The sequence below is a fragment of the Acidocella sp. genome (assembly GCF_035535915.1).
Lineage (GTDB): Bacteria > Pseudomonadota > Alphaproteobacteria > Acetobacterales > Acetobacteraceae > Acidocella.
In genome coordinates this window covers 1-13,441 of record NZ_DATLPB010000112.1, presented here as the reverse complement: position 1 = coordinate 13,441, position 13,441 = coordinate 1, and the positions used below count along the sequence as shown (strand labels likewise).

14 protein-coding genes and 1 riboswitch are annotated in these 13,441 nt (G+C 65.1%); of the genes, 10 read left to right on the top strand and 4 right to left on the bottom strand.

Annotated elements, in window-relative coordinates; genetic code table 11:
- Positions 1-22: 22 nt before the first annotated feature.
- Positions 23-210: riboswitch (cobalamin riboswitch) on the top strand.
- A 104-nt stretch (positions 211-314) separates the two neighbouring features.
- The 7 genes from cobD (at position 315) to VNC39_RS15035 (ending at position 6,948) form a co-directional block, all read left to right on the top strand.
- A complete protein-coding gene (gene cobD, locus VNC39_RS15065; protein WP_325400468.1) occupies positions 315-1,316 on the top strand; it encodes a threonine-phosphate decarboxylase CobD in 1,002 nt (333 codons plus the stop codon).
- The gene (gene cobO / locus VNC39_RS15060) at positions 1,313-1,924 is read left to right on the top strand and encodes a cob(I)yrinic acid a,c-diamide adenosyltransferase (RefSeq protein WP_325400467.1); all 612 of its coding nucleotides are present in this window, start codon (positions 1,313-1,315) and stop codon (positions 1,922-1,924) included. Before cobD ends, cobO begins: the two co-directional genes overlap by 4 nt.
- Positions 1,921-2,874, top strand: coding sequence for an adenosylcobinamide-phosphate synthase CbiB (gene cbiB, locus VNC39_RS15055; protein ID WP_325400466.1), 954 nt, complete (start codon positions 1,921-1,923; stop codon positions 2,872-2,874). The genes cobO and cbiB overlap by 4 nt, the downstream gene beginning before the upstream one ends.
- Complete coding sequence (locus tag VNC39_RS15050) at positions 2,862-4,346, top strand: cobyric acid synthase (RefSeq protein ID WP_325400465.1); 1,485 nt, start codon at positions 2,862-2,864, stop codon at positions 4,344-4,346. Before cbiB ends, VNC39_RS15050 begins: the two co-directional genes overlap by 13 nt.
- Positions 4,343-5,377 (top strand): nicotinate-nucleotide--dimethylbenzimidazole phosphoribosyltransferase, encoded by a 1,035-nt coding sequence (gene cobT / locus VNC39_RS15045; protein WP_325400464.1) that lies wholly within the window; start codon positions 4,343-4,345, stop codon positions 5,375-5,377. Before VNC39_RS15050 ends, cobT begins: the two co-directional genes overlap by 4 nt.
- A gap of 15 nt (positions 5,378-5,392) precedes the next feature.
- Positions 5,393-6,265, top strand: a complete 873-nt coding sequence (gene cobS / locus VNC39_RS15040; RefSeq protein ID WP_325400463.1) for an adenosylcobinamide-GDP ribazoletransferase — start codon at positions 5,393-5,395, stop codon at positions 6,263-6,265.
- Positions 6,266-6,444: 179 nt separating this feature from the next.
- Positions 6,445-6,948: a tyrosine phosphatase family protein gene (locus VNC39_RS15035; protein WP_325400462.1), complete on the top strand. Its 504-nt coding sequence runs from the start codon at positions 6,445-6,447 to the stop codon at positions 6,946-6,948.
- A 7-nt stretch (positions 6,949-6,955) separates the two neighbouring features.
- Here the strand turns inward: VNC39_RS15035 and VNC39_RS15030 are convergent, their stop codons facing one another.
- Genes VNC39_RS15030 through VNC39_RS15020 form a run of 3 tightly spaced genes read right to left on the bottom strand, consistent with a single transcriptional unit; the run spans position 6,956 to position 9,279 of the window.
- Positions 6,956-7,813 carry an alpha/beta fold hydrolase gene (locus tag VNC39_RS15030; RefSeq protein ID WP_325400461.1) on the bottom strand — a complete coding sequence of 286 codons (858 nt, stop codon included), beginning with the start codon at positions 7,811-7,813 and terminating at the stop codon, positions 6,956-6,958.
- Between the two features lie 42 nt (positions 7,814-7,855).
- Positions 7,856-8,557: an alpha/beta hydrolase gene (locus tag VNC39_RS15025; protein WP_325400460.1), complete on the bottom strand. Its 702-nt coding sequence runs from the start codon at positions 8,555-8,557 to the stop codon at positions 7,856-7,858.
- Positions 8,558-8,580: 23 nt separating this feature from the next.
- Positions 8,581-9,279 carry a haloacid dehalogenase type II gene (locus VNC39_RS15020; RefSeq protein WP_325400459.1) on the bottom strand — a complete coding sequence of 233 codons (699 nt, stop codon included), beginning with the start codon at positions 9,277-9,279 and terminating at the stop codon, positions 8,581-8,583.
- A 286-nt stretch (positions 9,280-9,565) separates the two neighbouring features.
- Between VNC39_RS15020 and VNC39_RS15015 the strand changes: the two genes are divergently transcribed.
- A complete protein-coding gene (locus VNC39_RS15015) occupies positions 9,566-10,177 on the top strand; it encodes a helix-turn-helix domain-containing protein (protein ID WP_325400458.1) in 612 nt (203 codons plus the stop codon).
- Between the two features lie 106 nt (positions 10,178-10,283).
- Positions 10,284-10,718 carry a cupin domain-containing protein gene (locus tag VNC39_RS15010; protein ID WP_325400487.1) on the top strand — a complete coding sequence of 145 codons (435 nt, stop codon included), beginning with the start codon at positions 10,284-10,286 and terminating at the stop codon, positions 10,716-10,718.
- A 23-nt stretch (positions 10,719-10,741) separates the two neighbouring features.
- Here the strand turns inward: VNC39_RS15010 and gcvA are convergent, their stop codons facing one another.
- Entirely contained in the window at positions 10,742-11,671 is a 930-nt protein-coding gene (gcvA, locus tag VNC39_RS15005) for a transcriptional regulator GcvA (protein ID WP_325400457.1), read from the bottom strand.
- Between the two features lie 204 nt (positions 11,672-11,875).
- Between gcvA and VNC39_RS15000 the strand changes: the two genes are divergently transcribed.
- Entirely contained in the window at positions 11,876-13,270 is a 1,395-nt protein-coding gene (locus VNC39_RS15000) for an MFS transporter (protein WP_325400456.1), read from the top strand.
- Positions 13,271-13,441 lie beyond the last annotated feature (171 nt).

Below are 13,441 nucleotides of genomic sequence, written 5' to 3'. Positions count from 1 at the left end.
GACCGTGTCGTCCTCTACCCACTACAAGATCCCGGCGATAGGTTCCCCGAAAGGGGATGAAAACGGGAATTGGGTGCGACGCCCAGGCTGCCCCCGCAACTGTAAGCGAGGAGTTCTGACGCCGTTACGCCACTGGGCCTCAAGGTCTGGGAAGGCGCGTCAGGGCGATCATCCGCGAGCCAGGAGACCTGCCTGCCGCCATCGTCTTTCGTTCGGCCGGGGTGCGCCGCACGAACGGGTGGTTTTCCCGCATGGCGATAGAGTCGGTCTGTGCGGGAGGTGACGATGCGCGGCGTGCAATTCGGTATTCGCCCATGAATACCCCAATGAACGGTTCGGGCCATGACCGCCATGGCGGCCGCGTGGCCGAGGCCGCCCGCCTGTTTCCCGACGCGCCTTTGCCCTGGATCGATCTTTCCACCGGTATCAACCCGCATGCCTGGGCCGGGCCGCGCGCGGATTTCGCCGCCCTGCGGCGCCTGCCGGACCTGGCCGAGACCGAGGCACTGGAAAACGCCGCCGCCGCCGCGTTCGGCCTGCGCGATCCGGCGATGCTCGCCGCCATCCCCGGCGCGGAAGCCGGGCTGCGCCTCCTGCCCCGCCTCACCAATGCCGCCAGCGTCGGTATTCTGGCCCCGACCTATGGCGGCCATGAAGAGGCCTGGCACGCGGCCGGCCGGGATATTCGCACTTTCACGTCACTCGGTGCGCTGCCCGACACCGGGGCCCTGGTGATCGTGAATCCCAACAACCCGGATGGAAGGACCATTCCCGCCGACGATCTGTTGCGCTTGGCGAAAACCCGGCTTCTGATCGTGGATGAATCCTTCGGCGATGTCGCGCCGCATCTCAGCGTCGCGCCTTCTGCAAATGACCGGCTGATCGTGCTGCGTTCTTTCGGCAAGTTTTACGGCCTCGCGGGCGTGCGGCTGGGCTTCATCGTCGCCGGCCCGCACATCATCGCAGCGGTGCGCGCCGCCTTCGGCGACTGGCCGGTCTCCGCCGAGGCGCTGGCCGCCGGCACTGAAGCCTATGCCGACCGCGATTGGGCCGAGGCCACCCGCGCCCGCCTGCAACAGGACTCGCAACGGCTCGACCTCCTGCTCACCCGCGCCGGGCTTACCGTGCAAGGCGGCACGAGCCTGTTCCGCCTCTGCGCCACGCCGCAGGCCGGGCTCTGGTTCACACATCTGGCGCGCCACGGCCTGCTTGTGCGCCCCTTCGCGCGGCAAAAGGACTGGCTGCGCTTCGGCCTGCCCGGCACCGAGGAGGAATGGGCCAGGCTGGAAGAAGCGCTGCAACGGGGGATCCCATGACCGACGAAACCGAACGCAATCTTCGCCACGCTGCCGAACGCAAAGCCGTGAAAGCCGCGCGGGATGAGATGATGCAGAGCAAGACCCAAACCGGCGGCCTGCTGATGGTGCATACCGGCGAGGGCAAGGGCAAATCCACCGCCGGCTTCGGCATGGTGGCACGCGCCCTGGGCTGGGGCATGCAGGTCGGCGTGGTGCAATTCATCAAGGGCAAATGGATCACCGGCGAGCGCCGATTCTTCTCCCGCTTCCCCGACCAGATCCGCTTCGAGATCATGGGCGAGGGCTTCACCTGGGACACGCAGGACCGCGCCCGCGACATCAAGGCGGCCGAAGCGGCCTGGGCCAAATCGCTGGACATGATCGCCGACCCGCAACTCGATTTCGTTTTGCTCGACGAGCTGAACGTCGCGCTGCGCTACGATTATCTCGATCTCGGCCGGGTCGTGGCGGCGCTGAAAGACCGGCCGCGCAACAAGCATGTCTGCGTCACCGGCCGCGACGCCAAACCCGAACTCATGGCCATCGCCGAACTGGTGACGGAAATGCGCCTGATCAAACACCCGTTCCAGCAGGGCATCAAAGCCCAGCGCGGGGTCGATTTTTGATCTTCTCCCCCACGCTCGACCCCTGGCGCACGCTGGCGGCCTTGGTTCTGGAGGCCGCCGCTGGCTATCCGGACTGGCTGCACGAGCGCATCCCCCATCCCGTCACCTGGGCAGGGCGCGGGATCTCTTTCCTCGAACGAAGCTGGAACCGGCCGGATTGGCCTGAAGCGCTCCGTCGCGGTCTTGGGGTGGTCACACTGCTGCTGATCGCCGGCATTGCCGCGATCGCCGGCTGGCTGCTCGATTCGTATCTGCTCCGCAATTTTTGGCTCGCACTGATCACGCTGCTGCTGGCGACCACCGGCCTCGCCCAGCGAAGCCTCACCGCCCATGTCGCCGCTGTCAGCGCAGCGTTGGAGCGGAACGATTTGGACGGCGCGCGGCGCGCGGTGAGCATGATCGTCGGCCGCGATGTCGCCGCGTTGGACCGCAGCGGCGTTGCGGCCGCCGCGCTCGAGAGCCTCGCCGAGAGTTTTTGCGATGGCGTGATCGCCCCGGCGTTCTGGCTGCTCGCCTTCGGTTTGGCCGGGCTGTTCGCCTATAAAGCGGTGAACACGGCGGATAGTCTGATCGGCCACCGCGAACCGCGCTGGCGCGCTTTCGGCTGGGCCGCGGCCCGCACGGACGATCTGCTCAACCTCATCCCCGCCCGCCTGGCCGGCGCCCTGCTGGCGCTGGCCGCCGGTGGCGGCTGGCGCGTGATGGGGCGCGACGCCGGCAAACACGCTTCCCCCAATGCCGGCTGGCCGGAAGCCGCCATGGCGGGCGGGCTGAACATCCGGCTCGGCGGCCCGGTCGCCTATGACGGCCTGCCCCATCCGCGCCCCTGGTTCGGCGATGGCGCGCGGCCGGACGCCGCCGCGCTGCGCCGCGGCCTCACCGTGTATAAGCGTGCCTGCGTGTTCTTCTGGATGTTGCTGGCGGCAGGGGGGCTTCTATGGCGGCATTGATGATCCAAGGCTGCGGCTCGGATGTCGGAAAATCCACTTTGGTGGCCGGGCTGTGCCGCCTGTTCACCGATCGCGGCCTCGTGGTGCGGCCGTTCAAATCGCAGAACATGTCCAACAACGCGTCGGTCACCGCGGATGGCGGCGAGATCGGCCGCGCCCAGGCGCTGCAGGCGCAGGCCTGCCGCACCCCGCCCAGCGTGCACATGAACCCGGTGCTGCTCAAGCCGCAAAGCGAGACCGGCGCGCAACTCATCGTGCGCGGCCGCCTGGCGGGCACCCGGAGCGCGGCTTCCTATCAGCAGCGCAAGGCCGAGCTGCTCGAGATCTGCCTGGAGAGTTTCCACAAGCTGGAAGCCGAATGCGACCTCGTGCTGGTGGAAGGCGCCGGCAGCCCGGCCGAGACCAATCTGCGGCGCGGCGACATCGCCAATATGGGCTTCGCCCGCGCCGCCAATGTTCCCGTGGTGCTCACCGGCGATATCGACCGGGGGCATGTCATCGCCGCCCTGGTCGGCGCGCATGCGGTGCTGGATGAGGAAGACCGCGCGATGATCAAGGGATTTCTCATCAACAAATTCCGCGGCGACCCGGCCTTGTTCGAAACCGGCCGCAGCGAGATCACGCGCCGCACCGGCTGGCGGGATTTCGGCATGGCTCCGCATCTGCCCGCCGCAAGCCGCCTGCCCGCCGAAGACGCAATGGTGTTGGACCGCCCCCGCGCCACCGCAAGCGGGCGGCGTAAGCTCATCGTCGTGCCGCGCCTCGCGCGCATCGCCAATTTCGACGATTTCGACCCGCTGCAACATGAGCCCGCGGTGGAGTTCCGCTTCATCCCCCCCGGCGCCGCCTTGCCGGGCGATGCCGACCTCATCATCCTGCCCGGCAGCAAAGCCACCCTCGCCGACCTCGCCATGTTGCGCCGGGAAGGCTGGGACATCGACATCGCCGCCCATGTCCGGCGCGGCGGGCGCGTGCTCGGCCTGTGCGGCGGCTACCAGATGCTGGGGCGGCGCATCGCCGATCCCGGCGGCATCGAGGGCCCGCCGGGCGAAGCCGCGGGGCTCGGCCTGCTCGATGTCGAAACCACGCTGAACGGCGACAAAATCCTCACCGCGACCACCGGCCATCTCACCGAAGGCAATGCCCCGTTCGAAGGCTATGAAATCCATATCGGCCGCACCCAGGGCCCGGACACGGCGCGTCCCTTCCTGCACACGCCAGCCGGGCCGCAAGGCGCGGTGTCGGCGGATGGAAGGATCTCGGGCTGCTATGTCCACGGCCTGTTCCAGCAGGGCACGGCCCGCGCCGCGATTCTGCAAAGCCTGGGCGCGGCCTCGACCCTTGCCGACCATGGCGCGATCGTCGAGACCGCTCTTGACGACATCGCCGCCGTGCTGGCCGAACGGCTCGACATTGCCGGCCTCGCCGCAACCGCCGGCCTGCCGGCACATCTGTTGGAAAGAATAACATGACGCCGCCTTACACGCCCCCTGCTTTGGACCGCGCCTTTGAGCCCGCTCTGCGGCAAAAACTCGACGGGCTCGCCAAGCCCCCCGGCTCGCTCGGGCGCATGGAGGCCCTGGCCTTGCAGCTCGGCCTGATCCAGCAGCGGCTCGACCCACGGATCGAGCGCGCCGGCTTGTTCGTCTTCGCCGGCGATCATGGCCTCACGCAGGAAGGCGTCTCCAGCTATCCGGCCAGCGTCACCATCGCCATGGTGCAAAGTTTCCTGGCGCGTCGCGCCAGCGCCAACGCGTTCGCCCACGCCACGGAGACCGAAGTACGGGTGGTCGATGCCGGTGTCGCCGCCGAACTGGCGCCGCATCCTTCCTTGCTGAACGCCAAAATCGCCCCCGGCACGCAAAACGCGGCGCGCGAACCGGCGATGACCCGCGCGCAATGCGAAGAAGCGATCGCGCGCGGTGCCAAGATCGCCACGGATGCGGCGGCGGAAGGGTTCGACGTCATCGCCCTGGGCGAGATGGGCATCGGCAACAGCTCGTCAGCGGCGCTGATCATGCACCGCCTCGCCCCCGCCCCGCTGGAAGCCTGCGTCGGCCTCGGCACCGGGCATGACGCAGCCGGCCTTGCGCGCAAGCAGGCGGCATTGGCGCGCGCCGCCGCCCGCACCGGTGTCACCGACCCGCTTGCCGTGCTCACCGAGTTCGGCGGCTTCGAAATCGCCATGATGGCCGGCGCGATTCTCGGCGCGGCGCAGGCGCGCCTTCCGGTCATCGTCGACGGCTTCATCGCCAGCGCCGCCGCACTCGCCGCCATCCGCCTGGCGCCGGAAGCCTTCCCTTATTGCATTTTCGCCCATTGCTCGGCCGAAGCCGGGCACCGGCTGATGCTGGACTCCCTGGGGGCGTCGCCGCTGCTGGATCTCGGCCTGCGCCTGGGCGAAGGCACCGGCGGCCTGCTATGCGTGCCGCTGCTGCGCGCCGCCGCCCGCATCCTCACCGACATTGTGAGCCTGGAAGATGTTTTGGCCGGAAAAGTTTAGAGAAGGCTTCTTTTTGTGAACAAAAAGAAGCCTTCTGTTAGTTTTGGACCGCGCCGGTTTCACCGCCACCGGCTCAGTTTCAAAAAAGTTTTTGCGCCGCTTTTTTCAAAAAGCGGCTACTTTCTTCTGCAGCAACAACTTGAGCTTCTGCTCTGCGCCACACAGTTCCTCACCCGCATCCCTATACCCCCGCAACCAGGTTTCAGCGCGGACTGGATCAACCGCAGCGCCCGTTATTTTCCGCTCGTCGGCCAGTTCGTCGGCCTCGTCGCGGCAATGGTTCTGCTGCTGGCGGCGCAATTCTGGTCAGGCTTCACCGCCGGCCTGCTGGCACTGCTCACGGCGGTGCTGCTCACCGGCGCGCTGCATGAAGACGGGCTCGCCGACACCGCCGACGGCCTTGGCGGCGGCCGCGACGCCGCGCACCGCCTCGCGATCATGAAGGACAGCAGGATCGGTGTTTATGGCGTCCTCGCTCTGGGATTCGGCACCGCCCTGAAACTGGTCAGCCTCGCCAGCCTCTCGCCCTGGACGGCTTCCTGGAGCCTGATCGCCGCGCACGGCGTGGCGCGGGCCGCCACGGTGGCGGTGATGCACGCGCTGCCTTACGCCGGCGACGAGGCCTCGGCGAAAATCAGCACCCGCGTCGAGCCCCCCAGCCCGAACGAGGTTTTCATCGCTTTGGCCATTGGCGCGTGGCCGCTTTTGTTTCTGAACGGCATGAGGTCGCTCCTTGGTTTGGCGATCTGCGCCGGCATCACCCTCGCCCTGGCGCTGACCGCGCGCCGCCTCATCGGCGGCCAGCGCGGCGATATTCTCGGCGCGGTCGAACAACTTTGCGAAGCCGGTTTCCTGCTCGGCTACGCGGCCCATATCGGGACGATCTAGAACATGATTGCGTTAGATGAAGGAAAGCAGGCGCTTTTTAAAAAAAGCGCCGCAAAAACTTTTGTTTGTGCTGGGCCTGAGGCGTTGAAACCGCACGGGCCCAAAGTAAACAAAGTTTTTTTGCTTCTTTTTGTTCACAAAAAGAAGCCTTCCCCTTCGCCTCCCTTTCGGTTCGCTTCATGAACCTGATCGTCTGCCCGCTTGCGGAACTCGACATTGCACTGACGGCGCGCCCATCCCACGTGCTGAGCCTGCTCTCCCCCGACGCGCAGGCCCCAAACATCGAAACGACCAACCGCCTGCTGCTGCGCTTCAACGATATCGTCACGCCTCAGGAAGGGCTGGCGCCTCCCAGCCCGGCGGATATCGAAACCCTCATCGACTTCGCGCGAACCTGGCGCGGCCCGGCGCCGTTGCTAACGCATTGCTGGGCCGGCATCAGCCGCTCCACCGCCGCGGCCTTTATCATCGCCTGCCTGCATCATGCGCCCGGCGCGGAGCGGGAGCTGGCCAGGCTTTTGCGCCGCGCAGCGCCCGAGGCCACGCCCAACAAGTTGATGATCGCTTTGGCCGACGGCATCCTGCGACGCGACGGGCACATGATCCAGGCCATCGCCGCAATCGGGCGCGGCCGCGAGGCGGGGTACGGCACGCTGTTCACCCTCGCCTGGAAAGGCGAATAAGCCGCTTTCAGGAACCGAGGAAAGCGCGAATTTCCGCCGCGATCTCGATAGCGTGCGTCTCCAGCGCGAAATGTCCGGTGTCGAAAAACCGGACGACCGCATCGGGAATATCGCGCTGAAACGCCGTGGCGCCCGGCGGCAGAAAGAACGGATCGTTCTTGCCCCATGCCGCGAGAAAAGGCGGTTTATACGTCCGAAAATAAGTCTGAAATGCCGGATAGAGTTGCACGTTGCTTTTGTAATCGCCGAACAGATCGAGTTGGATCTCGTCCTGGCCCGGCCGCGCCAGGTAAAAATTATCGAGCGAATATCCGTCCGGCGAGACGGATGCCGGATCTGGAACGCCGTGCGTATATTGCCATTTGGTCGTCTCGGGCGTGAGGAAAGCCCGCAGCGCGTCGCGCTTCTGCGCCGAAGCCGCATCCTCCCAATAGGCCCGGATCGGGTTCCAGCCCTCGCTCAAGCCCTCCTCATAGGCGTTGCCGTTTTGCGAAATGATCGCGGTGATCCGGTCCGGATGTTTTGCGGCAATGCGGAAGCCTGTCGGCGCGCCATAGTCGAAAACATAAAGCGCAAACCGGCTGAGGCCGAGGATTTCGGTGAACCGGTCGATCATTTTTGCAATATTGTCGAATGAATAAGTGAATGAAGCACGCGGCGGCATGTCCGATTGACCAAAGCCGGGCAAGTCAGGCGCGATGACATGGTATCGGTCGGATAGAAGCGGGATCAGATCGCGGAACATATGGCCCGCCGTCGGAAACCCATGCAGCAAAAGCAGCGTGCGTGCCCCGCGTGCCCCGGCTTCACGATAGAATATTTTGCATCCGTCGACATCGACGGTACGGTATTTTATGGCGCTCATAATATCCTCCTCGGAACGGATCGCGATTCTTTGAGAGCGGCTCTAGAGGCTTGTCCCGACCGCGCGCACCGCCTCGAGGATCATGTCGACGACGAGATGCGGGGCAGTGACCGATGGGGTATGATCGACCGCGTGCGAACGGACCGTAGCCTTCATCCGCTCCGCCATCAATCGCTGTGTTTCCGGCACAATCATGCGGTCGGCCTCCGCCAGCAGGAACCAGCTCGGCCGGTCTTTCCAAAGCGGCCGCCCGACCTTCGTGGTGATGCAAGACAGCGCGATCGGCCGCTGGACGGCAAAAAGCACCGCCTGCTCCTCGGCGGAAGCGTGCGGCGCGAAGGCCGCCGGAAACGCCTCTTCCGGCAGCCAGACAAGCCCATTCGCATCCGGCGCCAGTTGCGGCGCCGCTTGATGGGGCGCCGCGCGATAGAAGACATCGGCAACGGTCTCGCCTTCATCAGGCGCGAGCGCGGCGACATAAACAAGCGCCTTGATTTTTTCCGAACGCGTCTGCCCGATCACCGCGCCGGCATAGGCATGTCCGACGAGAACGATGGGCCCGCGAACCCGTTCAATCACGCGGTCGAGCGCCGCCACGTCGTCCGTCAACGCGGTCAAAGGCAGCGGGGCGGCGACCGATTTCAGGCCCTTGGCCCGTAACCCGCGTATAATTTTTTCCCAACTCGAACCGTCCGCCCAGGCGCCATGCGCCAGGACGATCGTGATGTCATTTTCACTCGGCATCGTCTGTTTCTCCGGATGGTTGATCAACGCCGTGCCGGCTGTTTCGTGACGTGGCGGGCGATGAGCTGATCGGCGACATCATTGAGATCGTCACCGACAATCTGCGGCTGCGGGCCGACCCCGAGCACGTCATTCCCGGCGCGCCGAATGAGCGCACCGTCCCATCCCGCTGCGACGGCGCCCAAAATGTCCCAGGTATGGCACGCGATCAGGCAAATTTGCGACGGTTTTACCTGCAGCTCGTTCTCGACATACGCATAAGCCTCGGGCGCGGGCTTATGGCGTCTCACGCCATCCGCGCTGAAGCGGCGTTCGAACAAATCGACGATGCCCCCCTGTTCAAGCTGGCGGGTCTGGACCTCGAGCAGATTGTCGGTGAGCGTGAAAAGACGAAAGCCGGCGCTGCGAAGTTTGCGTAACGCGGCGGGCACCTCCGGATGCGGCGGCATCGTGGAAAATTTTTCGGTAAGCTCTTGCCTGTCCGCATCTCCGATCGTGATGCCGCGTGTGTCCGCCAGCATCTTCATCACGGCAGCGCCGATATCCGTGAACGGCACATATTGCCCTGCCACGGTCAGAGCCGCGGAATACATGATGAAATTCGCGAACCATAGCCGCATGGCGGATTTGTCGTCGAAAATGCGTTCGAATGTCAGCGCCATTGTTTCGAGGTCGAGAAGCGTTTCGTTCACGTCGAAAACAATGAGAGGCAGGTCGGACATGGCATAGATCTCCGGTTCGATGCACGCGATCACGGTTGCGGCATTCTGGATCGGCCGGCCTGCTGTCGGGGCGGAAGATGATCGGATGCTTATTCCACGCGCCAAGCTCACAGACAACAAGTTGTCTTGTAGACAACTTGTTGTCCAACATCAATCAGTCTGTCAAGTGACAATGCCCGGGCCTCCCCTAGCCAACCGGGTCCGCTGGTGGTTGTGAAGATCCCAGGAACAAGGATAGCCCCAACGCGTTGCGTAACGCGTCTCTGTCCTCGGAGGAGTGATTACGTTGCCGTTGCCTGCGAAGATCGATCCGATGATCGGGCCGCGTTTGCGGCATCTCCGCCTGGAGAAGGGTTTCACCGTCGAGGCGCTGGCCGCCGCCGCCGATCTGGACAAAGGCTTCCTCTCCCGCCTGGAGCGGGGCACCAAGCGTCCGTCCGTCGAGACGGTCTTGCGATTGTCCGCGGCGCTGGGCGTGCCGATCGGCCAGCTCTTCGGTGAGCAGACGGCTGACGACACAGTGCGGGTGAGCCGCGCCGCCGGCCGCATCCGCGCGTCGGAGGGGCACGATTCTTACGGGTTCGAGCTGCTCACGCCGAAGGGCTTCCTCATGGAAGCCTTTCTGTTTCACGTGGGCGCCGAGCCGACCGGCAAAGGGCAGCAGCATGACGGGGAAGAGATGTTCCTTGTCCTCTCCGGCACCGTGGAAATGCGGACACCGGATCGAACCTATGTGTTGGAAAAAGGCGACTGCGCCTGTTTCCCCGGACATCTCGCCCACCAGATGCGCCAGCTCGGCGCCGAACCGGCCATTGCTGTGATCGCCGTGGCGCGCGAAAGGTCCCCGGCAAGACGGTCTCAGACGACGACGGAAACAGCCGACGACGAGACTTCATGATCGATCGTCCATGGACATTTGCGCCATTGGCCGCGTCGTCTCATGGCCTTATGCTGCGTCACTCAGAATCAGGGGCCGTTATTTGACCGTCGACCTCCGCAACCCGATGCAGCCGGCCCACATGGTGCGTGACGCGCTCGGCCTTTCACCCCATCCCGAAGGTGGACATTATCGAGAATTGTGGCGCGATCGCCAGGCTTCGGGTGCGCGCGGCGCCGGCACCAGCATCCTGTTTTTGCTGGCGGAGGGAGAACGGTCGCATTGGCATCGGGTCGATGCGGCCGAGATCTGGCTCTGGCAGGCCGGCGCCCCTTTGTTGCTCGGAATTGCCGGCGCCGGTGGAAGCTGCGAGCGGGTGCGGCTCGGGCCCGACATGGCCGGCGGGGACATGCTGCAAGGCGTGGTGCCGGCGCACGCCTGGCAAGAGGCGGTCAGCCTCGGGGCCTGGAGCCTCGTCAGCTGCATCGTGGCGCCGGCCTTCGAGTTTGCGGGGTTTGAGCTCGCGCCTCCCGGATGGTCGCCTTTTGACAGCCAGCCATAGACCCACGCGCCGATGAGGGCCGCTTAGGAAGGTCGTGCTTCGGCAAAGACCGCCAAGGCGTTGGCCGCCGCGCGCGCCTCGTCCAATGCCCAGGATCGGAAGGCCTTCACGTCGGGCCGCTCCGCGTCGGCCTGCCTGAACGTGAGGTGATAGGAGTCGCCGCTTTGCACGATCAGCGGGAACGCCGCCGCCAGGCGGCCGCTGGAGATGTCCTCGCCGACCATCTGCGTATGGGCCATCGTGATGCCGGCGCCGTCGATCGCGGCCTGGTAGGCGAGGACGGAACTGCCGAAGGTCAGCCCGGCGTGGACATCGCGCGGCCTGATGCCGGCCGCCTCAAGCCAGATCTGCCAATCGTCCGGCCGCTTCATCGAATGCAGCAAAGTGTGCTCCAGCAATTGCGCCGGCCGCTCGATCGGCTGGATTTTCGCCAGATAGGCCGGGCTGCAGACAGGGATCAGTTCGATCGCGAACAAAGGCTCCTGTTGGATGCCCAGCGCGGTCTCGAGCCGGGTTTGCACGGTGATGTCGATTTCGTCGGTCTCGAAATGCACATAGTTCAGGGTCGTGGTGAGCTGAATGTCGATGGTCGGGCAATGCGAATGAAATTTGCCGAGCCGGGGCGCCAGCCATTTCGTGCCCAGGGTCGGGAACAGCTTGATCCGCAGGGGGCGGTGCCGGTGCGCCTGCAGGCGGGCCTGTGTCGCCTGCTCGATCCGATCGAACGCGCTGCGCACCACGAGCGCATATTCCGCGCCCTCAGCCGTGAGACGCGCCTCGCGATGACCCCGCTGAAACAGCGGCTCGCCGAGAAAGGCTTCAAGCAGCGCGATCTGGCGGCTGATCGCGCCCTGCGAAACATTCAGTTGCTTGGACGCCTCCGTGAAATTGCCGGTCCGGGCGGCGACTTCGAAGGCCCGCAGGGCGTTCAACGGCGGTAGTTGACGTTTCATGGCGCAGCACTCCCAAGCTCGTCTCTGCAATGAGTATTTTGCATCGCTGTAACGGCATACCGCGAGGCCGGAGGGATGCTTGCCTCAGGAAAACTCATTTGATCGATGAGTTAAATGACATTTCTTTCTCGTCCGCAAGTCGTATAGTGCACGCAACGAAGATCGGGGGACCATACCCCATCCGGGAGGAGGAACGTTAGACGAATGAATCATTCGGTCAATGCGGCGGCCAGGCTGGATCGCCTGCCGATGGGCAGCTTTCACCGGCGCGTTCTGCAACTCGTCGGGCTGGGGATGTTTTTCGACGGCTTCGACAATTCCATGGGGGCCGGCGTGCTTGCCGCTTTGGTCAAGAACCATTGGTCGACCATCGCCATGAATGCGCATTTCATCTCGGCGACGTTTGTCGGCCTGTCGATCGGCGCCGTCTTGTCCGGTTTCCTCGGCGATCGTTTCGGGCGCCGCTTCGCCTACCAGTTCAACCTGCTGATCTTCGGCGTGTCCTGCGTTCTCTCCTCCCTCGCCACGTCGATGGATCAGTTGATCATTCTGCGCGGCATCATGGGCATCGGCATCGGCGCCGAATATGTCGTGGGGTATTCGACGGTGAGCGAGTTCATGCCGCCGAAGCGGCGCGGCCGGGCGCTGGCCATCGTCGGGCTGCTCTCCATGTCGGGCGGCTTCGCCGTCTACCTGGTCTCGACCCAGATCATCCCGCATTTCGGCTGGCGGCCGATGTACATCATCGGCGGCGCCGGCGCGCTATGGGTCTGGTATATGCGGCGCAAACTGCCGGAATCGCCGCGCTGGCTGGAAAAAATGGGCCGCACCGAAGAGGCCGAGCGCGTGCTCGCCGAGATCGAGCGGGAAGCCTCGCAAGGCGGGGCCGTCCTAGCGCCGGTGCCGCCGGCGCTGCCACAGCCGGCGCGCTGGGTTCCGGTTGGCGTCCTGTTCGCACCGGCCGCGCGCCGGCGCACCATGCTGGCGCTGCTCGTCAATCTCGGCTGCATGGTCGGGTCCTACAGCTTCATCTCCTGGATCCCGAGCTTCTTCGTCCAGCAGGGCTTCACGGTGAAGGACGCCCTCACCTTCTCGACCATCATGACCTTCGGCAACATCGTCGGCCCGACCATCGGCATCTTCATCGCCGACCGCCTGGGGCGGCGCCGCGGCTTGATCTATGCCGCGGTCTGGTGCGCCGTCGCCGGCCTGGCCTATGCGTTGCAAACCAACATCTATGCCGTCGTCGCCTGTGGCTTCCTGCTCATCACCGGCATCACCTTGGCGATGGCCCTCGGCGTCGGCGGCTACACGCCGGAGCTGTTCCCCACCGAATACCGCTTCCGCGGCAATGGCGTGGCGCAGATGGTCGGGCGCATCGGCGTGATCCTGTCGCCCTATCTCGTGGTCAAACTGTTTCACGCTTACGGCACCGGCGCGGTGATGATTTTTATCGCGGCCCTCTATGTCACCATGGCGCTCTGCCTGACGCTGTTCGGCATCGAGACAAACCAGCGCTCGCTTGAGGCGGTGGCGCCGGAACCGGAATCCGCCACGTCTGGAATGGCGATCCAGGAGAATCAGCCGAGCCTGTCGTAGAGCCAGAAGGATGTCGCGCCGGGGCGGGCAGATCAGCGCCGCTCCCGGTCCGCGTGACGCCTTCCGATGTCTCCGCGGGCACGGCGATCCAAGCGAGCAAGGCGACCCGGCGCTCCTCCGATGGTCATCAGCCTTGGCTTGCCGGCGGCCTCGCTCCTGTAGGCGAGGCCG